This window comes from Microbacterium sp. 1154 (assembly GCF_031455375.1).
In the GTDB taxonomy this organism is placed as follows: domain Bacteria; phylum Actinomycetota; class Actinomycetes; order Actinomycetales; family Microbacteriaceae; genus Microbacterium.
Window position 1 is genome coordinate 1 of the sequence record NZ_JAVDSN010000006.1, and the last position, 19,426, is coordinate 19,426.

Here is a 19,426-nt window from a genome sequence, read left to right on the forward strand (position 1 = left end):
GCGCGCCCGCCGCGCCCCCGCCGGCCCCCCCCCCGGCCCCCCCCCCCCGCGCCCCCCCCCGCCCGCCCCCCCGCCCGCCCCCCCCCCCCCCCGGCCCAGAACACGGGGCGGCGCGGGATCGGCCCGTTCTCGCGCCGCAGCCTGCCCTCCCGCCCGTCGCCCGCGGGTAGCGTTGACGGAATGTGCACGGTCGTGATCGACGTTCCCGCCCTTCCCGGCGAACCGGTGCGGGTGCTCGCCGTCCGCGACGAGGACCGCGATCGCCCGTGGCGCGGGATCGGCCCCTGGTGGCCTGAGCGCGACGGCGTCGTCGGGGTGCGCGATGACCGCGCCGGCGGCGCGTGGCTCGCGATCGACCCGGGCGCACCGCGACTGGCGGTGCTGCTGAATCGCGAGGACCTCTCCGACCGTCGCGACGATGAGGTCGTCAGCCGGGGCAGTGTTCCCCTCGACGCGGTGGGGGCCGGCATCCCGAACCGTCCCGCCACGCGTGGCTTCAATCTCGTGGAGGTGGATGCCGCGGGCGCGCACCTCGTGGAGTGGGACGGCCTCGTCTCGCGTCGCACGGCGCTGACCCCCGGCACGCACATGGTCGCGCACCACGCCGTCGACGATCCGGGCACCCCCCGTATCGAGCGCTGGCTCGCCGCTTTCCGCGAGGCGGGTCTCGCTGCCGGATCCGACTGGTGGATGCCATGGCTCGGCGTGATCGAGAAGGCCGCGCACGAACCGGAGGCGTCGGTCCTGCGCCGGGACGCCCACGACGGTGTCGTGCTCGAGTCGCTCCTGGTCTGCGTCGCGAGCGTCGGGGCGGACGGGGTGGACGTGCGCGAGGCGACGCTCGCGGAGCCGGGGCGCTGGGACGCCGGCCTCGTCGACGCCCTGCGCGAGAGCGTTCCGCTCGCGCGTCCGTCCGGAACCGCTCGCGCGGAGGCGTCGCAGTAAGCTGGGATGACCCCGCCTCCGTAGCTCAGGGGATAGAGCGCCGCACTCCTAACGCGGGCGTCGCAGGTTCGAATCCTGTCGGGGGCACTTCGAGTGAACACTCTCGACAGACCGTGTTCTGCGTCGCGATCGCACTCCTCAGCGCAGCGTCATCGGCTCACGACGCCGAGCGTGCGAGATGACCGTCCTGATGGCCTCCGAGGCGCGGCCGAGTGTATGCGGCGCCGCGGACACGGACGAGGTGGTGGTCGACGAAGGCGCGGAGCATCTTGACCGTCACCCCCAGCTCTTCGGCGATCTCGCCGGGGCTCAGCCCGATCGCCTCGAGCCGGGCGTAGTGCGCGGGGTCGACGAGCAGGGCGGCAGCGTATGCATCTGCCGCGGCTTCGGCGGCGGGATCGTCGCGCCCTCGGTGACCGTGGAACGCATGGCCGAGCTCGTGCGCGAGGACGCACGCGCGCTCGATGGGAGTGAGGCCGAAGTCGTAGACCACCCGGCGCCGCTCGTGATCGTAGAACCCCCGGTACGGTTCGGGGAGGTGGGCCACGTGGACCGTGACGCCGAGGTGCGCCGCGTGGGCGAGGAGCTGCCGCATGGTCTCCCTGTCAGTCGGTGGTCGTCCGCTCGTCGGTGTTGGCGGCGTCGCGGAGACCGGGCGCGGTGTGACCGATGTAGGTCACGTTGTCTTCGTCGTCGACGGTAGGGGAGGCCTCCGACATCGAGTCGAGCAGCATCTGCAGTCCTTCTCGAGCGCTCCTGCCTTCGCTGTAGTCGACGAGCGCCATGGTCACGATCTCGCTCGTCGGCACCTGCAGCACGGCGGCGATGCGTTCGAGCTCGGAGACGGACGTCTCGTTCACGCCGTCTTCGCGCCGCTTGAGATTCGACAGGGCGATCCCGGTGCGTCGCGCAAGCACTTCGCGCGTCATGCCTCGCCGCGCGCGTGTGGCCCGGATGGCGGTGCCGAGATACGCATCGAACGCGTGGGGCGTCTTCTTCTGCCGGACCATGCCGACCAGCCTAGGGGAGGAGATCTGCGGAAAAGGGCCCTCCTCGGCTTTGAGATGCCGTATTCGGTCTGTTACGGTTCAAACATGACCGAAAGTGCTCAGCGCTCCCCCGATCCGGCCCCGAGGGCCGCGGATCACAGGGGCGCGGAGTCGCCGAACCGCGACGACGGAGAAATGTCGGTGCGAGAGTTTCTCGTCACCGGCGGGCGCCGCGGCCTGACGATCGAGGAGATGTTCCCCACCTGATGACGTGACCAGCCGTTGCCGCACGTTCCACCACTTCCGGGGTGGGACCGGGACTTCTGCATCTGACCACCGTTCGAATCCCCCGCTCTCGAACCGACCACTTTTCCCGACCGCGACAAGTCGATCCGAAGGAATCCGACGTCGAGGCATAAGCGGCTCAATCGAGGGGGGCCATGGTTCGTTGGAGCACGCTGGTCGAGTCGGCATCGTTCGATCAGCTCGGGGCATTGGATGCGAGCGTCATCTCCGATCACGCCAACCTGCTGGCGGAACGTCGCCTGCGTCCGCGCGATCTGTACCGGCGTTGGGAGGAACAGCAGTGGTCGGCGGAGGCCGTTCGTCTCGATCGGGATCGCGAGACGTTTCAGACCCGGCTGCCGCGCACGTTGAAGAGTCAGCTCGAAGCCACCATCTCGACCTTCATCGTCGGTGAGTACACCGGGCTCGACCTGCTCGCGCCGGTTCAGCTCGGCGCGCCCGACGAAGAGGATCTGATCTTCCTCGCCACCCAGGTCGCCGACGAAGCCCGTCACGCGCGCCTGATGTTCCGCGTCGGTCACGAAGTGCTGGGCTACGACGCCGATCCGAGGGTCATGCTCCGACAGGCCTGGGCGCGGGCGGAGCAGGAACATCGGGACCTCGCGCTCCTCGAGGGCGAGATCATGCGCGCGAGTGTTGCGAACCCGAGGGATTACGAGAAGTGGCTGCGGTGCGTCGCCCTCTTCCATCTCGTGACCGAGGGCGTCCTTGCGGTGAGCGGCCAGCGGTCGATCGTGCGGGCTCTCGGGAAGACCGACCTGCTTCCCGGCATCAGGTCCGCTTTCGCGGCGATGTGTCGAGACGAGTCGCGACACATCAGCTTCGGTCTGCACGCCCTGCGGACGGGCATACACGAGGGCCACGCCGATGCGATCTACGACGTGCTCGAGCAGGCCATGCCGCTCGCGCTCGTCCTCACCGACCGGCTGCAACCCACCTCGGCGTTCCTCGCGGCGGATTCGCCTGAGGCGCGCGCCGCGACGCAGACCGGCATCGATTCGTTCCTGCGCGCAATGCGCTGGATCGGTGCGGACCCCGCCTTCAGCCGCCATGTGGTCGACAGCGCACGGGTGGTCGCGCCCGAACGTTTCGAGGTGCGGCACCGACGAGAACCGGGGCGCTTCGCCGCCCAGACCGAAGGGAACCCCTCATGACTCCAGACGCCGTGATGGCAGGGCTTCGCGCCTTTCTCGCCGACATGCTCGACCTCGCGCCGGAGTCGATCCGGCCGGAGAGCACTCTCTTCGATGATCTGGACGTCGACTCCCTGTCGGTCCTCGAGCTCGCCGTCTTCTCGGAAGAGACCTACGACGTCGATCTCGAGCCCCTCCTGCGCGAAGCGCACACGACGGGAAGTCGCGCCGAGGTGACCCTCGGGTGGCTCGCGGATCGGATCGTCGCCGCCCACGGGACCGCAACACCGCTGCCCGAGGCGGCGCCATGAACCACCGAGTCGGCCGCGCGCACTCCGGTCGCGCGCGACTCGCACGTCGACCATCACGGGAAGGAGGTGACGACATGCAGGCGATCCTCAACCTCCAGAAGCTCGAGACGGCCAACGACGTCTCGGCGATGGCCGCGAGCACGGTCAGCAATCACTGCATTCGCTGATCGCGTCAGCGCTCGAAGGCGATCTACGGAAAGGAGGGGCACATGTCGATCCTCGATCTGCAGAAGCTGGAGACGGCTCGCGAGAACGCCGACGGCTTCGCCGTCGTCAGCAGCATCAGCACTCACTGCTTCTGATCGCACCGCGGCGCGGTGCGAGAGCGCACCGGTCGCAGTCGTCGGAAACCGCCGTTTGGTGGGGGAGGGTCCTCTCCCACCAAACGTGCGACCTCGCTTCATGAGCAACACACGGAGGACGAAATGACTCACAACGACGATGACGTGAAGACCTGGGTGGCCGAGTGGCGGCTCTGGGGCGGCGTATCGATCGTCGTGGTGCTCGCCTGGGGTGCGTGGTGCCTCATGCGCGGGAGCTTCGACACCTTATGGCCCCTGGGGGCGCTCGCCGTGTGGGCCGCGGTCCTGCTCGCGGCTCCGTTCTGGCCTTCCCCTCGGAACCGGAACACCTCGGACGACGGCTCGCGACCGGATCCGGACGGCGGTCGTGGTGTCTGAGCGGATCGTCGTCACCGGAATGGGCGTCGTGACGCCGATCGGATCCACCGTCGCCGCGTTCTGGTCGGCGCTGGTCTCCGGGCGCTGCGGCGTGCGCGATATCGACGCATTCGATGTCGGCGACCTCGGAACGCGCTTCGCGGGTCAGGTGGACGACGCCGACTACCGCCCCCTCGTGCCGGCCAGAGTCCGACGGCGTGTGGACCGGTTCGTGGCGATGGCGTTCGCCGCAGCCGTTCAGGCGGTCACGCAGAGCGGTCTCGACGAGAACATCGCTCCGGTGCGCCTCGGCGTCTGCGTCGGCACGTCTGCCGGCCCCCTCGCGACCAATGCCGAAGCGAGCGCGGCACTCGCCGACGGCGGGGTGTCCGAACTGCGCCGTCGGTTGCCCTACCTGGCCGCCAGCGGGTCCACCGGCGGCGCCGCTGCCGAGATCGCCCGGGCTCTCGACGCCCGGGGACCGTCCTTGACCGTCTCGACGGAGTGTTCGAGCGGAGCCAATGCCATCGGGCTGGCGACGGCCTTGTTACGGGCCGGAGCCGCCGACGTGATGGTGTGCGGCGCATCGGACGCCACGGTCACCCGGCTGTCGATGGCGAGCATGTCGATCGTCGGGGCGCTCTCGCAGGTCAACGATTCCCCGTCCCGGGCCTGCCGCCCCTTCGACGCCGACCGGGACGGGTTCGTGCTGGGCGAGGGCAGTGCGATGCTCGTTCTCGAGACCGAGACGCACGCGCGCCAGCGCGGTGCGCAACCGCTCGCCGAGGTCCTCGGGTTCGGGGCCGCCACCGACACCACCCACGCGACCGCCCCCGATCCCGACGGGCGGGGTGCCGTCGCGGCGATGCGCGCGGCACTCGACGACGCGCACCTCGACAGCGCATCTATCGATCTCTTCAACGCGCATGCGACCGGCACGCGCCTGAACGACCCGATCGAGCTCGAGGCGTTCCGAACCGTCTTCGCCGACAACGCCCCGTCCATCCCCATCTACGGGATCAAGCCGCTCACGGGTCACACGGTCGCCGCGGCCGGCGCGATCGAGGCCGTCGCTCTCATCCTCTCGCTGCGCGAGGGGATCGTTCCCGCCACCGCGAACTGCGACGACCCCATCGACCGCGAGCTGGACATCGTCCGCGGCGAGAATCGCCGGATCATCGCGCGACGTGGAATGTCGACATCGTTCGGATTCGGTGGACAGTGCGCGGCCCTCGTTCTGGCGGCGCCCTCCGCCCCGGGCGACACGCGCGCGACGCCCGCGAAAGGCGAGGTCGTCGCATGAGGGATCTCCGGGTCTCGTTGCGCGCGGCCGGCGCGTCCGATGCCGCAACGATCGCGCGGTTGGCCGATCGCAACAGTGCGGGCTCGCGTGCCGGCATCCGCGACGCGGCGGCGGTCGACGCGGATGCCATCGCGGCGACCATCGCCGCGGGCACGGTGCACTACGTCGTCGTCTCCACCCGGAACGGGGACGACATCGGCTTCGCGGAGTGGCGATGGGTCGGGCAGCGGGCCGCTCGCAACGTCTCGCTCGGCGTGATCATCAGCGATGCGTCGCTGTGGATGCAGGGCTACGGCGCCGAGGCGATCGACGCGGTGATCGAGGAGTCGTTCTACACCCATGACGCCAATCGCGTCGAGTTCGTCACCGCGATGTCGAACGTGCCGATGGTCACCATGCTCGCGCGTCGCGGCGGGCCCGTGCTCGACGGCATCCTCCGCGAGTACTACTACATGGACGGCCGCCGTGAAGACGCCCTCGTATGGAGCATCCTGCGCGCCGAATTCGACGAGTTCGGCGTCGCCCTGCCGGACCGGGTGACGCGTCGGAGTAACCGCGACGGATTGATCGAACGCTCGCGCGCGCGGATGGCCGCGCACGTCGCATTGCCCGAGGCGACCGCGGTGGGGATCCTGTCCGCTTCGACGGAGGCAGCGCCGTGAGCCCGCTCCGCCAGGCGCGGCGCGCCAATCTCGACCTCTTCCTGCTGGCGGATCGGCTGCACTTTGAGGATCCCTTCCGTCTGGACGGTCGCGACGGCGAGCGGACGCGCCCGTACGAGGTGGTCCTCCCCGACGGATGGACGCACGGCACGACACGCGAGTGGGACACCGCATTCCCCGTCGGCTGGGAGGGCCCCGCGCAGGGCTGGAAGATTCACGTCGCGGCGGTTCCGCGCACGGCACGCGCCGTTCTCGATGCCGTCGTCGAGCACTGCGTCCCGCGCGGCGTCGCTTTCAAATACCTGCGTTCGGAGCTGGTCCTGCTGGTCCGCGGCGCGAAGTACGCCTCGCGCAGCGCCAGCGGCAAGTTCGTCACCATCTACCCCCGCGACGAGACCGAGCTCTTCGTCGTTCTGGACGCCCTCCACGAGCGGATCGGCGGCCTGGCGGGACCGACCATCCTGAGCGACCTCCGCTGGCAGCAGGGACCTTTGCACGTGCGATACGGCGGCTTCGTCGAACGCTGGTGCGACGACGAGAACGGGCAACGCGTGCACGCCGTCGAAGCACCCGACGGCTCGCTCGTGCCCGACCAGCGGCGTCCGTACGTGGTCATCCCGGAGTGGGTCGACGTGCCCCATCGCCTCCGCCTCGCGGAGCAGGGCGCGGAGGAACTCGCCGAGTGCGCCTACGACTTCGACGAGGCGCTGCACTTCTCGAACGCGGGCGGAGTGTACCGGGGCAGCCGGCGGTCCGACGGTCTGCCGGTCGTGCTGAAAGAGGCACGACCGCACGCGGGACTCGACGGATTCGGGACGGATGCCGTGGAGCGACTGGAACGCGAGTATCAGGCCCACGCGGCGCTCGACGGTCTCGACGGGGTGCCCGCGCTGATCGACAGCTTCACGCTGGGCGGGCACACCTTCCTGGTGTCGGCGTACTGCGAGGCCGAGACGCTGCAGCGCTGGGTGGCCGTGCACCACCCCGGCTTGCGGGCCGGTTTCTCGGCGGATGGTGCGGCGGTCGCGCTCTACCGGGAACGGGCGCTCGGGATCCTGCGCTCGCTGACGGCCTTCGTCGACGCTCTTCACGCGAGCGGTTGGGCGCACGGCGACCTGCACCCCGGGAACGTGCTCGTCGATGCGGACGGGCGGCTGAGCATCGTCGACTTCGAGCTGGCGGCCCCCGCCGGTTCGCGTCTGCCGGTCGGACTGGGCTGCCCGGGGTTCGCCCGGCCGACGCGAGACCGAGACGAACCGACGGGTGTCGAGGACGACCACTACGCCCTGGGTGCCCTCGCGCTCTGGCTGTTCCTCCCGATCGCGATGATCCTCGCCTTCGATGCGGGGCGGGCCAGCCAGCATTCCGCCTGGGCGCAGGACACGTTCGATCTGCCGCCGCACTGGCGCGATCTCGTCGAGCGCACCTACGGTCTCTCGACGCCCTCGATCGCGCTCGAGCCCCTCGCCACCGCGTCGCTCGTCCGGGCGGTCCGGGCCTCCGCGACCCCCCACCGGGCGGATCGACTCTTCCCCGGCGACGTGCTGTCGTACCTCGAGAACGGTCGGCAGTTCGCGGCCGGGGCGGCCGGCATCCTGTGGAGTCTGCATCAGCTCGGCGAAGACGTACCCGAAACGTGGGTCGACTGGCTCGCGAGCGGCGCACGCGGCATCGCCGATCCGGGCTTGCTGAGCGGACAGGCGGGGATTGCGCTCGCTCTCGGTGCTCGGGGCCGCGTCGAGGAGGCACGGGCGCTTCTCGCCGACGCCGCGGACCGGGTCTCGACCACCGACGACGCGACGCTCTATCGCGGCCGAGCGGGGGTGGGCCTCGCTCTGATCGACGCGGGTCAAGACGGTATCGACAGGGCGGTCCGCCTCGCAGACGGAATCCTCGACACACACGTGGCCGCCGCAGCGACGGCCACCGGAATCGCGGCGGGGCTGGTCGACGGCTGGTCGGGTGTCGCGGTGTTCCTGACCGCCCTCGCCGACGCGACGGGCGATCTCAGCTATCTCGACCAGGCGCAGCGCTGCCTGGAAAGAGACCTGCTCGTCTGTTCTACGGGCCCCGACGGCGCCCTGCTCGTCGAGGAACGCGGCGTTCTCTACCCCTACCTCGCGCACGGAGCGGCCGGCATCGCGGTGGCCGGCGCCCGCCTGGCGCGGGCCGGGCACGACCCGCTCACGGCCGCACAGGTGGAAGGCCTGGTCCTCGCGCTCAGTCCCACGATCGTCATCGAGCCCGGGATCTTCGACGGCCGGGCGGGCCTGATGATCGCCCTCGACCAGCTGCACCGTGCCGGCCTGGCCGACACCCGTGAGCCCATCGACATGCACGTGCGCGCACTCGACTGGCATGGCGTCGCCTATCGCGACGGCGTCGGGGTGCTCGGCCGCGGCTTGTCGCGCGTCTCGATGGACTACGCGACAGGTGCCGCAGGAGTCGCTGTCGTGCTCTCGTCGATGGCGACCGGGCACCCCGCCTTCCCGGGGTTCGACCCGACGCGAGAGCGGGGCTGAGCGTGGCATCCCTTCTGCAGACCTTCGTCCGTCCGCATCGCGGCCGTCTCGTCGTGGTCGTCGCCACGGCCTTCGTGGCCGTCGCCTGCGCCCTGGCGCAGCCGCTCGCCGCCCAGGCGGTGATCGAAGCGGTGCAGGCAGATCACGCGATCGTCCTCAGCCTGTCCGTGTTGGTAGGGATCATCGCCGTCGAAGCGGTCGCGGCGGGCCTGCACACCGTCCTGCTCGAACGCGCGGGTGCGCGGGCGGTGTTCGACGTGCGTCGCGGCCTTGCCGAGCGGCTCCTCCGCTGGCCGCTCCGGCGCTCCTCGGAGGCACGGCACGGCGAGCTCATCAGCCTGCTGACGACCGACACCGCCCAGGTGCACACCATGGTCGTCGGCGGGGTGTTCGAGATCGTCACCGCGACTGTTCTCACCGTCGGGGCGTGCACGCTCATGTTCGTCCTGAGCCCTCTGCTGTTCGTCGTGACGGTCGCGGCGATCGTCGGATCGGGCGCGGTGGTCGCCCTCGCTTCGAGGCCGGTGCGGACGTTCAGCCGGCGCAGTCAGGACGCGACCGCTGAGATGGGATCCGAGCTGGCCAGCGCGCTGCGCGCCCTGCGAACCATCCGTACGGCGGGGGCGACCGAACGGTACATCGCGCGTCTGATCGAACCGGCTGCCCGTGCCAGAGATGCGAGCATCGCCCTGGGCAACCGCCTGGCCCTCGTGTCGCCGGTCGGGCAGATGACGACGCAGTGCGCGTTCCTCGCCGTCCTGGCGGTGGGCGCGATCCAGGTCGCTCGAGGCGCGATGGCCTTCTCCGAACTGCTCGCCTTTCTGATGTACGTCTTTCTGGTGCTCTCGCCCGTCGAGAACGCCCTGCGCGCCGTGCCCGTGCTCCAGAGAGCGCGCGCCTCGTGGGACAGGATCGGCGCCGCGCTCCGGGTTCCGGTCGAGGAGGCGCAGCGGGACGAGCAGAATGCGCGTCCGGCCGTGGCGGGCGGGGTATCCGCTCCCGTACCCATCCGCCTCGAGGGGGTCGGGTTCGCATACCCGCACGGTGCGGGTGGTGTCGCCGACGTCAGTCTCACCATTCGTGCCGGCAGTATCTGCGCCCTGGTCGGGCCGTCGGGGAGCGGCAAGTCGACGATCCTCGACCTGCTCGCCCGTCTGCGCGAACCCGACAGCGGACGCATTCTAATCGGCGGCGCCGACCTCGCGCGGATGGATCGTCGAGAGGTGAGCCGCCGTGTGACGTACATGGAGCAGAACGCGCCCCTCATCGACGGATCACTCGCGGACAACCTCCGCCTGGGAGCGTCGCACGCCGATGATGAGCAGCTCCTGCGGGCGCTGGACGTCGTGGGCCTGACGTACCTCGTCGACGACGATCCGGGCGGCCTCCATGCCTCCCTCGGCGAGACGGGGCGCGCGCTGTCGGGAGGCGAGGCGCAACGCCTCGCGCTCGCTCGCACGCTGCTGTCGCCGGCATCGATCGTCCTCATCGACGAGCCGACCTCGCGGCTCGACCCCGAGTCCGAGGAGCGCATCGACGCGGTGATCGGCGGTCTCGCGGGCACACGGACGGTCCTCGTGGTCACGCACCGCCTTCACTCGGCGGCGGGGGCCGAGCAGGTGGTCTACCTGCGCCGGGACGGCACGATCTCCACCGGTACCCACTCCCACCTCGTGCAGACCTCCCGCTCGTACGCCCGTCTCGCTCACCTCTCGCTCGCGACATAGCCGCTTCTCTTCTCGAAGGACACCATGCACCAGACCGACGCGTCGCCGGTGGCGCGCTTCGCCACCCCCGACCAGCTCTTCGCGCTCGCCGACGTCATCGAGACGCGCCGGGAGGAGGTCCTCGCCATCCTGACCGTGATCTGCACGAGGAAGGCGGCGGAGTACGAAGTGGATGCCGCCGTCGCGGCGCTGCGCGGAGCCGGTGCCGAGGTCGCCGAGCATCGTCCGCCCCGGGTGTCCACCATCGCGGTCTTCCTGCCGTCGAACGTCGTGCTCTACTCGTACGTCCTCTACGCTCTCGTGCCCTCGCTCTACGCCTCGCGCATCCTCATCCGGCCGGCATCACATGTCCGAGCGACCGTGACACGTCTGCACGCGCTGCTCGCGCCCGAGCACGGCCTCGCGATCGAGATCCGCGACGAGACGCAGCGCCAATTCGTCGAACGCACGGTGAGCACCGCGACCGTCGTCGTGTTCGCCGGGGCCTACCAGAACGCCGAGCGCGTCCGTGCGCGCCTGCGTCGCGATCAGATCATGTTCTTCCTCGGTTCCGGGATCAACCCGATCGTCGTCACGGCGACCGCCGACCTCGACCGCGCGGCACGCGGCATCGTCGACATCCGCCTGCTGAACTCCGGTCAGGACTGCCTCGGGCCCGACGCGATCTGGGTGGAGCGCTGCGTGGCCGAGGGTCTCCTCTCGGCGCTCGATCGACGCCTCGACGGGGTGCGCTACGGCGCCTACGACGACCCGCGGAGCGACTACGGCGCCATCTGCTACCCCGGCATCGTGCGCGACATCGCGGACTTCCTCGACCGGCACCAGGGACGTATCCACCGCGGGGGTCGTATCCACTTCCGTTCGCGTCATATCGAGCCGACCGTGCTCGTCTGGGACGACGCACGGCGGATGGAGATCCTCGAATTCTTCTCCCCGATCTTCAACGTCGGCCTGTACGACGACGAGGCCGCGGTGGTGGAGACGCTCGATGCCGGCAGGTACCACGAGCGGGCGATGGGCGCGACGGTCTTCGGGTCCACGCGTCGGTTGGAGTCGGCCCTCTCGCACCGCCACACGCTGACCGTCGACGAGACGCTTCTCGCCATCGACGACGGGAACGTTCCGCTGGGCGGCCGCGGGGCCATGGCGAACTACATCGCCGTGGACGGCGCCGTCCACCCGGAACCGATCCTGTTGTCGAAAGGTCTCTCCGCCTACCTTCCGCGGCTCGCGGTCGAGGACGTCAGCGCATGACGGTCGGCAGCGTGTGGGATCGGGTCGCCGAGGGACTCACGGTGCACGGCGTCGACACGGTCTTCGGCCTGCCCGGCGACGACATGGCGATCCTCGGAGCGCTCCAGCGCAGGGGGATCCGGGTCGTCCTGGTTCGAGATCAGCGGCACGCCGTCTATCAGGCCATCGGCTACGGGCGGATCTCGGGCCGGCCCTCGGTCTGTTTCGTCGGGAAGGGTCCCGCCCTGACGCACGCGGCCACCGGCCTGCTCGAAGCGCGCTCGCTGCGTCACCCGCTCGTCCTCCTCAGCTCGGGCGTCCCGCTGGGCCGACTCGGAACGGGTGCCTTCCAGGAGCTCGATCCGATCGAGACGTTGGGGCGGTTGACCGTCGGTGCGATCCGTGTCGACACCGACACGGTTCTCAGCGGGCTCGCCGAGGCGTTCGAGCTCAGTCGGAGCCGCGGCCGCGGGCCGGTGATCGTGGAGGTGCCGGAGGGGCTTCCGGCCGCGCCGGCGGAGCGCATCAGCCCGCCGCGGCACCGGCGGACGAGCGTCGACGTGCCTGTGCCGGACACCGTTCGCCGCGCGAGACGGCCCCTCGTCGTGGTCGGAGGAGGCTGCTCCGGGATCGGTCTCGAAGACGACATCATCGACCTGGTCGAGCGACTCGGGGCGGCCGTCGTCGTCACAGCATCCGGTCGGGGAGTGATCGACGAGACGCACCCGGCGTTTCTCGGGCTCAGCGGGCTCTACGCGCCGGCCGAGGCCGCGGCGCTGCTGCCGAGTGTCGACGTCATCGTCGCGCTCGGGTCCCGGCTGGAAGAGACCGCGACCTTCGGCTGGGACACCGCGTTGGCGCCCGGGTGCCGGATCGTGCAGGTGCTCGACGATGAGAGCGAGTTCGGTCCGACCTGGGCGACGGAACGGATCGTGGCCGATGTCGCCGACGCGGTGCGCACGTGGCGAACCGCCCTCCCGGCCGTCTCGGGTCATCCGACCTGGGCGGCCACCGTGGCCGCCGCGCACGCGGCGCTTCGCGGAGAGGGTCGACCGGTGCCGGTGACGACCCGCGGAGCGATTCCCCGAGTGCGCGACGTGCTGGGCGAAGTGGACGCCGCCCTGCCGACGGCGCGGGTCAGCATCCACGAGAACGGCCTGCAAGACATCTGGTCGTACGTCTTTCCGAGCTGGATCGTCCGTCGTGACGCCGCGTGCCTCGTTCCCAGCGAGCAGACTCCGCTCGGGTTCGGCATGGCCGCGGCCCGCGGAGTGACTCTCGGCAACCCGCGTCCGGTGGTCGTCATCGGCGGTGACGGGGCCTTCGCCTCGGTCGGGCCCGACCTCGCGGCATTCGCCGAGATCGACAGACCGGTTCTCGTGGTCGTCTTGACCAACGGGGGATTCGGGTGGCTCGAAGCGAACCGCCGCCACGCCGGCGCACCGTTCTCCTTCCTCGGCAGCCGCACCGTCGTACGCGGCCTGTGCGCTGCGTACGGGCTCGACCGCGAGGGCTGCGACGACGCCGCGGAGCTCGCCGGGTCCGTCCGCCGGGCGTGGCGGCGCGCGGAGGCGGGCCGCGCGGTGGTGCTCGAGGTCACCGTCTCGCTCGAGGACGTCGCACCGGGGTTCGAGGAGCTGGCCGGCGACTTCCCGCTGGACCGACCTGCCGCGGCGGCGGGGGAGAGCCACTGATGCACGCCCTCCTCTTCCCCGGACTCACGCCGGCGCGTCATCGTCACGTGTGCCGCTTCCTCGACCGGTACTCGGTCGCCCGACGCCTCTTCGACGAGTGCAGCGAGGCGCTGGGGTACGACCTCGAAGAGGCCTACGCGAGCGCCGACATCCACGACTGGGAGCCGTACCAGACGGCGTTCCTCGCGATCCACCTCGCTCTCGCCGAGTGGGCTCGCGACCAGAACGGCATGCGTCCGCAGGTGATCTGCGGTCAGAGCTTCGGCGCGTTCGCCGGTGCCGTGGCCGCGGGCTGTCTGCCGCTCGGTGAGATGGTCGGGTTGCTGTCGCGGAGTACCGCGGTCGAGAAGGCGTTCTTCACCGGTCTCGACGCCCCGCTCGCCTGCATCTTCTTCTCGCGGGTGGCGGATGCCGACATCGAGGCGTTGGTGCGCGCGGCGGCCGAGCCCGACGGGTGGGCGGAGATCTCGGTGCGGGGCGATCGCGGCGTGTACGCGGTCTCGGGGACGGCCGCCGCGGTCGCACGCGTCGACGAGGCGGTGCGCGCGCGTCGAGGAATCGTCTTCTACACGATCGATCGAGCCGAACACTGCCCGCGGATGGCGCCCGTGCGCGAGCGGGTGGAGCGCGAGGCCTACGCGGATGTCGTCTTCGCCGACCCCGTCGTGCCGATCGTCTCCGACGTCACCGGGGCGGTGCTGAGCACGGCCGAGGAGGTGCGCACCGACCTCCTCGACGGCTGGACGCACCCCACGGTGGGCACGACGCTGTACGACGGTCTCGAGGCCGTCGGCGTGACGAGACTCATCGTGCCCGGTCCGTCGTCGGCCTTCCGTCGACACGGCGGCGACCGCTTCGAGACCGTTCCGGTCTCGCCCGCGGCCGTTTCGGAGGCGCTCGCGTGACGGGGCGCTCGGTCGTCGTCACGGGCGGCTCGCGCGGAATCGGCGCAGAGGTCGCCCGGCGGCTCGCCGTCGCGGGGGACCGGGTCGTCGTCGGCTGCCGGCAGAAGCAGGCGCGTGCGCGGCGGCTCTCCGACCGGGTCGTCGCCGCGGGGGCGCGTGAGATCGACGTGCGCGTCGGTGACCTCCGGGATCCGCGCGCGCGGCGACACCTGTTGTCGGGCCTCGAGCGCATCGACGTCCTCGTGCTCGCGGCATCCGGCGGAATGGAGGACGGCAGCACCGAGCGCGACGCCTTCGACCTGAACCGGGACGCCCAGGTCGATCTCGTGCGCCGGGCCCTGCCCCTGATGGGGACCGGCGGGGTGATCGTGTATCTCACGAGTCACCAGGCGCACTTCCGTCACGAGGTGACGCCGGAGCCGGAGTACGAGACGGTGGCGGCGTCGAAGCGCGCGGGGGAGGACGCTCTCCTCTCGCTCGGCGAGCACATCGCTTCCGTCGGAGTGCGACTGGTGATCGTCTCGGCCGATGTCGTGGTCGATTCCGCGACGACCCTGCTGATGGAACGGCTGCGGCCGGGCTCCACCGCGCAACGGAGGAAGCAGATCGGCGCGCTTCCGACGACCTCCGAAGTCGCGCAGACGGTGGTCGACGCCATCGCTCTGCCCCACCCCCACGGTGAGGTCGTGCTCCACGGCGGAGCGGAGTGGTTCCTCGAACGAGCCGCGGCATCCGCGACGAGGGGTTGCCCGCGCGTCCGGCGGGTGGAGGGCGGGTCCTCGTGCGCGTCGGGCATGGTCGCGCGGATCCGCGCGTATCTGGAGGGCCGGGGTCTCGGCGCATTCGACCGCGTGCTCGTGTGCGATGAATCGACGCCCGAGACGGCACTCGTCGTGCTCGCCTTGATGGATGCCGGGGTGTCGATCGTGCTGCTCGACCCCGGCCTTCCCCCGGCCGACGTGGAACAGATCGCGGCGCGCACCGGTTGCGCGGCGACGATCACGGCCCGGGATGTCTCGCCGGCGGGGGACCGCGTCGACCTCGGCGGCACGGGTCCGGTCGTCGCCGCGGTCGGCGCGCGATCCGACTGCGGGTGCGGTGGGGACGCCCGGACGGGTTTCACGGCGTGGGAGGCGCGGGCTGACGGCATCGTCCTGTGGACCTCCGGTTCGTCCGGGCGCCCGCGCGGGGTGGTGCGCTCCGGCGCGTCCGTGCTCGAGAACGTCCGAGCGACGGTCGAGGCCATGCGGTACCGCGCCGACGACGTGCTGCTGCCGTTGCTGCCGCTCAGTCACCAGTACGGTCTCTCGCTCGTTCTCGCCTGGTGGCTCGCGGGCTGCACCCTGGTGCTGGGGAATCACCGGCGTCCCGTCCAGACATTGCGGGCCGCGGTGCCCCTCGGTGTGACGGTGGTGGATGCCACCCCGCCCGTCATGGCCGACATCCTCGATCTGCTGGAGGAACGCGGGCGCGTCGAGGTCGCGCCGCGCGTGCGCTTGTGGTGCGTCGGCGGCTCTCCGCTGCGGCCGTCGCTCGCAGAACGGTTCCGCCGGGTCACCGGTCTGCCGCTGCTCGACGGCTACGGTTCGACCGAGTTGGGCAACGTCTCGCTTGCAACCCTCGAACGACCCGAGGGGTTGGGTCGCGTCCTGCCGGGCGTCGACCTGTCGGTCCGCCGCCCCGACGGTGCGCCCGCGGAGCCCGGTGAGACGGGCGAGCTGTGGATCCGTTCCGTCGCTGTTTTCACCGCGACGATCGGCGAGGATCGGCCCGCCGAGATCGAGGACGGCTGGTACCGCACCGGAGACATCGGCTCCGTCGACGCCCACGGCGTGCTGCGGGTCATCGGGCGGGCGGGGGCCGTGCATCGCGGGGGCCACACCGTCTATCCCTCGCACCTCGAGGATCGCGCCGACAGCGCGGGCATCCCGCTGACGGTGGTCGCGCTGGCCGACGATCGTCGGGGCGCTCACCTCACCGCCTTCATCGAAGACGTCGGCACGCACTCGCGGGCCGAGTGGATCGAGCGGGTGAGAGACGCGCTCCCCACACACGAGTGGCCCAACCGGGTGGTCCTCGTCGCCGAACTGCCCCGTCTGGGTACCGGCAAGGTCGACCGCGCTCGCCTCGCCGCCGAAGCGGAGGCCGGACGGGCCGCCGCGAGAAAGGACACCGTCGCCGATGCCCGCTCGTGACTCGTGGAGATCGAGGTGGTCGCTCCTGCGCGCCGCTGCGGCGTTGACGCGGGGTCCCGCCGACCTGCTGGATTTCGTGATCCCCCTCTGGGCGGGCCTGGCTCTCGGGCTGGATGCCACGGCCATCGGTCTTCTCGTGGCGCTCGAGCTGGTGGTCTCGTGCGCGGCCCGCCCGGTCGCGGGGTGGGTGGCCGATCGCGCCGATCGTCGCGTGGTCGCGGCGTCCGGTGCCGTGGTCTACGCGGTGGGGGTCGCGGGGTACGCGTTCGCGACGGACGACCTCGCCGCGGTCGCGTTCGCCGCGGCCGTCGTGAGCGGGGTGGGTGGCTCGCTGCTGTGGGTGGCGCTGCGCGCGACGGTGAGCGAGCAGTACCGGTCGGATGCGACGGCGTTCGCGGGTCTGGTGTCGGCGGAAGAGACCGGTGCGTGGATCGCCTTCGTCGTGGGGCTCTCGATGCTGGGGGCCGTCGGGTACACCGGTCTGTTCCTGCTGGCGGCCCTGTCTTGTGCGATCGGTGCCGCCTTTCTCGCGCTCATGCCCGCTGAGCGTGCGCGGGAGGAACGCTCCCGCGGTGCGGCCCGCGGGGCCGTTCGGCGGCTCGCGCCCCTCCTCGCGGCGGTCGTGGGCTCCACGGCAGCCGAGGCGGGCATGGGGATCGTGCTCTTGATCCACCTGCAGAAGCACTTCGGACTCGGTGTGATCGAGGCCGCGTGGGTGTTCCTGCCGGGGGCGATCGCGCTCGCGGTGCTGCCGAAGCCCCTGCACGTCGTCGTCGTCCGCATCGGCCGCCGCCGGGCTCTCCTGGTCGCCGCCGGATTGAGCTCCGCCTTCGCGGGTGGCCTGGCGTCGGCCCCCACCCCGGTGGTCATCGGGATCCTGTGGGTGCTGAGCGCCGTGGCGTGGGCCATCGTGATGCCCGTCGAGCAGGCCGTCGTGGCCGAGTCGGCAGGGCCCTCGCGGTTCGGAACCGCGATGGGTGCCTACGAGGCCGCCGCGCTCGCGGGAGGCGCCGTCGGTACGGCCCTCGCGGGGATCGCCTACGAGACCGGCTCCTGGCAGGTCGCGTGCGTGGTGCTCGGTGTGGTCGCCCTGCTCGGGGGTCTGGTGGCGCCGTGGGCACTGCGGAAGATGGATGCCGCTGACCGGCCCGTGCCGCTGGTCGCCGAGGCGGGGGAGACCCCGTGAGCGCCTGGGTGGCCGTGAGCCCTCAGCCGGGCGTGGCCCACCGGTTCGCGTCGGCGGAGCACCCGTTCGCGGGTGCCCCGCTCGCGAGCGAGACTCTCCCCGAGGGCACTCGCCGCGTGCCCGAGACCGCGGTGCGACGGTGCCTCGACCTTCTCGCGCCCGTCGTCGGCGGGTCCTTCGACACCGTCGACCTCCTGCTCATGTTCTCGGGGGCCTTCGCCACGGCCTTCGTCCGGCGGTTGATCGATGTGGTCGACGACGAGACGGTACGCGTGCGTCCCACCGACTCGACGGGTATGGAGACCTCCGAGTCCGTCCGCGCCGCGCTCGCCGCCCTCGAGAACGGCCGGCCGCGATCCTCCCTCGTGCTGGCGTCATCGTTCGACGCCGGGCTCGCGGCATCCCTGCTCGAGGGGTGCCGGTCGGCGCTCGTCGTGCGATTCGAGCTGTACGGGCCGCGCCCCGAGGACTGCGACCTCCTGGCCGCCCACGTCGCGCGTCCGTCGTCCGAGGGGAGCGGAGCATGAGCGACGTCGTCGTCACAGGCATGGGTGTCGTGTCGGCGTACGGCCGGGGCGTGCCGGCACTGCTCGACGGCCTGGCCACCGGCCGCCCTCCCTCCATCGGCGAGAGCGATGACGCGGCGACGCGGCCCATCGACCGGGCCGTGCTCGACGGCGCGGAGCCGGCGTCGTGGCTCGCGTCGGCGATCGATGAGGCGCTCGCCGAGGCGCGCTGGCCGCCGCATGCGCCGTCGCCCCTTTTGCTGTTGGCCGCTCAGGCCGAGGCGCCCGCCGGCGAGCAGAACCCGCTCTTCGCGCCGAGCACCGTCGTGGCGGGTGCGCGGCGGTGGGACCGGCCGCTCGTCGTCTCGCACGCGTGCGCGAGCGCGCTCTTCGGGATACACCTCGCCGCGCGACTGATTCGCGGAGGAGCCCACGATGCCGTCCTCGTCGCGGGGGTGTCGGTGTGCGATCCCTACGCGAGTGAGAGCCTGCGCGTGGTCAAGGCGATCGGGACCGCGCCGACGCGTCCCTTCGATCGCGCCCGCGACGGCATCCTGATCGGCGAAGGGTCCGGGGCGGTTCTTCTCGAGCGTGCGTCGGCCGCCGCCGCTCGCGGCGTCACGCCCCTCGCCGAGCTCGCGGCGTCGGTCGCGCAGATCGGCGGGCGTTCCTCGGTCGCCTCGGACCCGGAGGTCGTGTACGAGTGCATGGTGCGAGCGCTCGACGAGGCCGGCGCGAGCGGTCTCGACTACGTCCACGCGCATGCCACGGGAACGGTGCAGGGTGATGCGGCCGAGCTGCAGGCCGTGGCACGGCTCGTCGCGGAGCGCGCGTGGCCCGCGGTTCCCGTCTCGTCGCACAAGGGCGCTCTCGGTCACCTGCTGCACGCCTCGGCCTTTCCCGGTGTCGCGGTGGCCGTCGGCGCGGTGCGGGATGCCGTCATTCCCACGACCGTGGGGCTGCGCGAGCCCGTCGAGATCGACGGTGTCGACCTTCCCGTCGAGGGCTCCGCGCTACGCCGCGACCGGCCGGTCGAGCACGCCCTGGTGAACGCTTTCGGCTTCGGCGGCAACAACGCCAGCGTGCTCCTTCGACGGATCCGTCCCCTCGTCCCACCCCGCACGACCGAGTCCCCGGACCTCGGCTGAGA

20 protein-coding genes and 1 tRNA gene are annotated in these 19,426 nt (G+C 71.3%); 19 read left to right on the top strand and 2 right to left on the bottom strand.

Translation table 11 applies throughout. The features are described from left to right. Positions 1-180: 180 nt before the first annotated feature. On the top strand, positions 181-945 hold the full coding sequence (locus J2X55_RS15370) for an NRDE family protein (RefSeq protein ID WP_309824473.1): 765 nt from the start codon (positions 181-183) through the stop codon (positions 943-945). Between the two features lie 14 nt (positions 946-959). Beyond that, positions 960-1,032 (top strand) — tRNA-Arg (locus tag J2X55_RS15375). Positions 1,033-1,102: 70 nt separating this feature from the next. Here the strand turns inward: J2X55_RS15375 and J2X55_RS15380 are convergent. Together J2X55_RS15380 and J2X55_RS15385 are read right to left on the bottom strand one after the other, a co-directional pair. Further along, a complete protein-coding gene (locus J2X55_RS15380; protein WP_309824475.1) occupies positions 1,103-1,540 on the bottom strand; it encodes an ImmA/IrrE family metallo-endopeptidase in 438 nt (145 codons plus the stop codon). 10 nt (positions 1,541-1,550) lie between these two features. After that, a complete protein-coding gene (locus tag J2X55_RS15385; RefSeq protein ID WP_309824477.1) occupies positions 1,551-1,955 on the bottom strand; it encodes a helix-turn-helix transcriptional regulator in 405 nt (134 codons plus the stop codon). An 84-nt stretch (positions 1,956-2,039) separates the two neighbouring features. Between J2X55_RS15385 and J2X55_RS15390 the strand changes: the two genes are divergently transcribed. The 17 genes from J2X55_RS15390 (at position 2,040) to J2X55_RS15470 (ending at position 19,424) form a co-directional block, all read left to right on the top strand. Beyond that, positions 2,040-2,201 carry a hypothetical protein gene (locus J2X55_RS15390; RefSeq protein WP_309824480.1) on the top strand — a complete coding sequence of 54 codons (162 nt, stop codon included), beginning with the start codon at positions 2,040-2,042 and terminating at the stop codon, positions 2,199-2,201. Between the two features lie 173 nt (positions 2,202-2,374). Continuing rightward, complete coding sequence (locus J2X55_RS15395; RefSeq protein ID WP_309824482.1) at positions 2,375-3,394, top strand: ribonucleotide-diphosphate reductase subunit beta; 1,020 nt, start codon at positions 2,375-2,377, stop codon at positions 3,392-3,394. After that, on the top strand, positions 3,391-3,684 hold the full coding sequence (locus tag J2X55_RS15400; protein WP_115921048.1) for an acyl carrier protein: 294 nt from the start codon (positions 3,391-3,393) through the stop codon (positions 3,682-3,684). The genes J2X55_RS15395 and J2X55_RS15400 overlap by 4 nt, the downstream gene beginning before the upstream one ends. Positions 3,685-3,758: 74 nt before the next feature. After that, complete coding sequence (locus J2X55_RS15405) at positions 3,759-3,851, top strand: class III lanthipeptide (RefSeq protein ID WP_210111965.1); 93 nt, start codon at positions 3,759-3,761, stop codon at positions 3,849-3,851. Positions 3,852-3,893: 42 nt separating this feature from the next. Then, positions 3,894-3,986: a class III lanthipeptide gene (locus tag J2X55_RS15410; protein WP_210111964.1), complete on the top strand. Its 93-nt coding sequence runs from the start codon at positions 3,894-3,896 to the stop codon at positions 3,984-3,986. A 123-nt stretch (positions 3,987-4,109) separates the two neighbouring features. Beyond that, positions 4,110-4,364, top strand: a complete 255-nt coding sequence (locus J2X55_RS15415) for a hypothetical protein (protein WP_115921046.1) — start codon at positions 4,110-4,112, stop codon at positions 4,362-4,364. Continuing rightward, on the top strand, positions 4,357-5,646 hold the full coding sequence (locus tag J2X55_RS15420) for a beta-ketoacyl synthase (protein ID WP_147302452.1): 1,290 nt from the start codon (positions 4,357-4,359) through the stop codon (positions 5,644-5,646). The genes J2X55_RS15415 and J2X55_RS15420 overlap by 8 nt, the downstream gene beginning before the upstream one ends. Beyond that, on the top strand, positions 5,643-6,308 hold the full coding sequence (locus J2X55_RS15425) for a GNAT family N-acetyltransferase (RefSeq protein WP_115921042.1): 666 nt from the start codon (positions 5,643-5,645) through the stop codon (positions 6,306-6,308). The genes J2X55_RS15420 and J2X55_RS15425 overlap by 4 nt, the downstream gene beginning before the upstream one ends. Next, positions 6,305-8,830 carry a class III lanthionine synthetase LanKC gene (lanKC, locus tag J2X55_RS15430; RefSeq protein WP_309824487.1) on the top strand — a complete coding sequence of 842 codons (2,526 nt, stop codon included), beginning with the start codon at positions 6,305-6,307 and terminating at the stop codon, positions 8,828-8,830. Before J2X55_RS15425 ends, lanKC begins: the two co-directional genes overlap by 4 nt. A gap of 2 nt (positions 8,831-8,832) precedes the next feature. Beyond that, on the top strand, positions 8,833-10,557 hold the full coding sequence (locus J2X55_RS15435) for an ABC transporter ATP-binding protein (protein ID WP_115921038.1): 1,725 nt from the start codon (positions 8,833-8,835) through the stop codon (positions 10,555-10,557). 24 nt (positions 10,558-10,581) lie between these two features. After that, positions 10,582-11,811 (top strand): aldehyde dehydrogenase family protein, encoded by a 1,230-nt coding sequence (locus J2X55_RS15440; RefSeq protein ID WP_115921036.1) that lies wholly within the window; start codon positions 10,582-10,584, stop codon positions 11,809-11,811. Beyond that, positions 11,808-13,484 (top strand): thiamine pyrophosphate-binding protein, encoded by a 1,677-nt coding sequence (locus J2X55_RS15445; RefSeq protein WP_115921034.1) that lies wholly within the window; start codon positions 11,808-11,810, stop codon positions 13,482-13,484. The genes J2X55_RS15440 and J2X55_RS15445 overlap by 4 nt, the downstream gene beginning before the upstream one ends. Continuing rightward, positions 13,484-14,389, top strand: coding sequence for an ACP S-malonyltransferase (locus J2X55_RS15450; RefSeq protein WP_115921032.1), 906 nt, complete (start codon positions 13,484-13,486; stop codon positions 14,387-14,389). Before J2X55_RS15445 ends, J2X55_RS15450 begins: the two co-directional genes overlap by 1 nt. Next, the gene (locus J2X55_RS15455) at positions 14,386-16,584 is read left to right on the top strand and encodes an SDR family oxidoreductase (RefSeq protein WP_309824489.1); all 2,199 of its coding nucleotides are present in this window, start codon (positions 14,386-14,388) and stop codon (positions 16,582-16,584) included. Before J2X55_RS15450 ends, J2X55_RS15455 begins: the two co-directional genes overlap by 4 nt. Further along, positions 16,571-17,770 carry an MFS transporter gene (locus J2X55_RS15460; protein WP_309824490.1) on the top strand — a complete coding sequence of 400 codons (1,200 nt, stop codon included), beginning with the start codon at positions 16,571-16,573 and terminating at the stop codon, positions 17,768-17,770. The genes J2X55_RS15455 and J2X55_RS15460 overlap by 14 nt, the downstream gene beginning before the upstream one ends. After that, positions 17,767-18,297 (top strand): hypothetical protein, encoded by a 531-nt coding sequence (locus tag J2X55_RS15465; RefSeq protein ID WP_115921026.1) that lies wholly within the window; start codon positions 17,767-17,769, stop codon positions 18,295-18,297. The genes J2X55_RS15460 and J2X55_RS15465 overlap by 4 nt, the downstream gene beginning before the upstream one ends. Next, the gene (locus tag J2X55_RS15470) at positions 18,294-19,424 is read left to right on the top strand and encodes a beta-ketoacyl synthase N-terminal-like domain-containing protein (RefSeq protein ID WP_309824491.1); all 1,131 of its coding nucleotides are present in this window, start codon (positions 18,294-18,296) and stop codon (positions 19,422-19,424) included. The genes J2X55_RS15465 and J2X55_RS15470 overlap by 4 nt, the downstream gene beginning before the upstream one ends. The last annotated feature ends 2 nt before the right edge of the window (positions 19,425-19,426 follow it).

Excerpts from the sequence above, each read along its gene's own strand:
- J2X55_RS15370 (WP_309824473.1), top strand. The coding sequence starts at position 181 with ATGTGCACGGTCGTGATCGACGTTCCCGCCCTTCCCGGCGAACCGGTG.
- J2X55_RS15380 (WP_309824475.1), bottom strand. The coding sequence starts at position 1,540 with ATGCGGCAGCTCCTCGCCCACGCGGCGCACCTCGGCGTCACGGTCCAC.
- J2X55_RS15385 (WP_309824477.1), bottom strand. The coding sequence starts at position 1,955 with ATGGTCCGGCAGAAGAAGACGCCCCACGCGTTCGATGCGTATCTCGGC.
- J2X55_RS15390 (WP_309824480.1), top strand. The coding sequence starts at position 2,040 with ATGACCGAAAGTGCTCAGCGCTCCCCCGATCCGGCCCCGAGGGCCGCG.
- J2X55_RS15395 (WP_309824482.1), top strand. The coding sequence starts at position 2,375 with ATGGTTCGTTGGAGCACGCTGGTCGAGTCGGCATCGTTCGATCAGCTC.
- J2X55_RS15400 (WP_115921048.1), top strand. The coding sequence starts at position 3,391 with ATGACTCCAGACGCCGTGATGGCAGGGCTTCGCGCCTTTCTCGCCGAC.
- J2X55_RS15405 (WP_210111965.1), top strand. The coding sequence starts at position 3,759 with ATGCAGGCGATCCTCAACCTCCAGAAGCTCGAGACGGCCAACGACGTC.
- J2X55_RS15410 (WP_210111964.1), top strand. The coding sequence starts at position 3,894 with ATGTCGATCCTCGATCTGCAGAAGCTGGAGACGGCTCGCGAGAACGCC.
- J2X55_RS15415 (WP_115921046.1), top strand. The coding sequence starts at position 4,110 with ATGACTCACAACGACGATGACGTGAAGACCTGGGTGGCCGAGTGGCGG.
- J2X55_RS15425 (WP_115921042.1), top strand. The coding sequence starts at position 5,643 with ATGAGGGATCTCCGGGTCTCGTTGCGCGCGGCCGGCGCGTCCGATGCC.
- J2X55_RS15440 (WP_115921036.1), top strand. The coding sequence starts at position 10,582 with ATGCACCAGACCGACGCGTCGCCGGTGGCGCGCTTCGCCACCCCCGAC.
- J2X55_RS15445 (WP_115921034.1), top strand. The coding sequence starts at position 11,808 with ATGACGGTCGGCAGCGTGTGGGATCGGGTCGCCGAGGGACTCACGGTG.
- J2X55_RS15450 (WP_115921032.1), top strand. The coding sequence starts at position 13,484 with ATGCACGCCCTCCTCTTCCCCGGACTCACGCCGGCGCGTCATCGTCAC.
- J2X55_RS15460 (WP_309824490.1), top strand. The coding sequence starts at position 16,571 with ATGCCCGCTCGTGACTCGTGGAGATCGAGGTGGTCGCTCCTGCGCGCC.
- J2X55_RS15470 (WP_309824491.1), top strand. The coding sequence starts at position 18,294 with ATGAGCGACGTCGTCGTCACAGGCATGGGTGTCGTGTCGGCGTACGGC.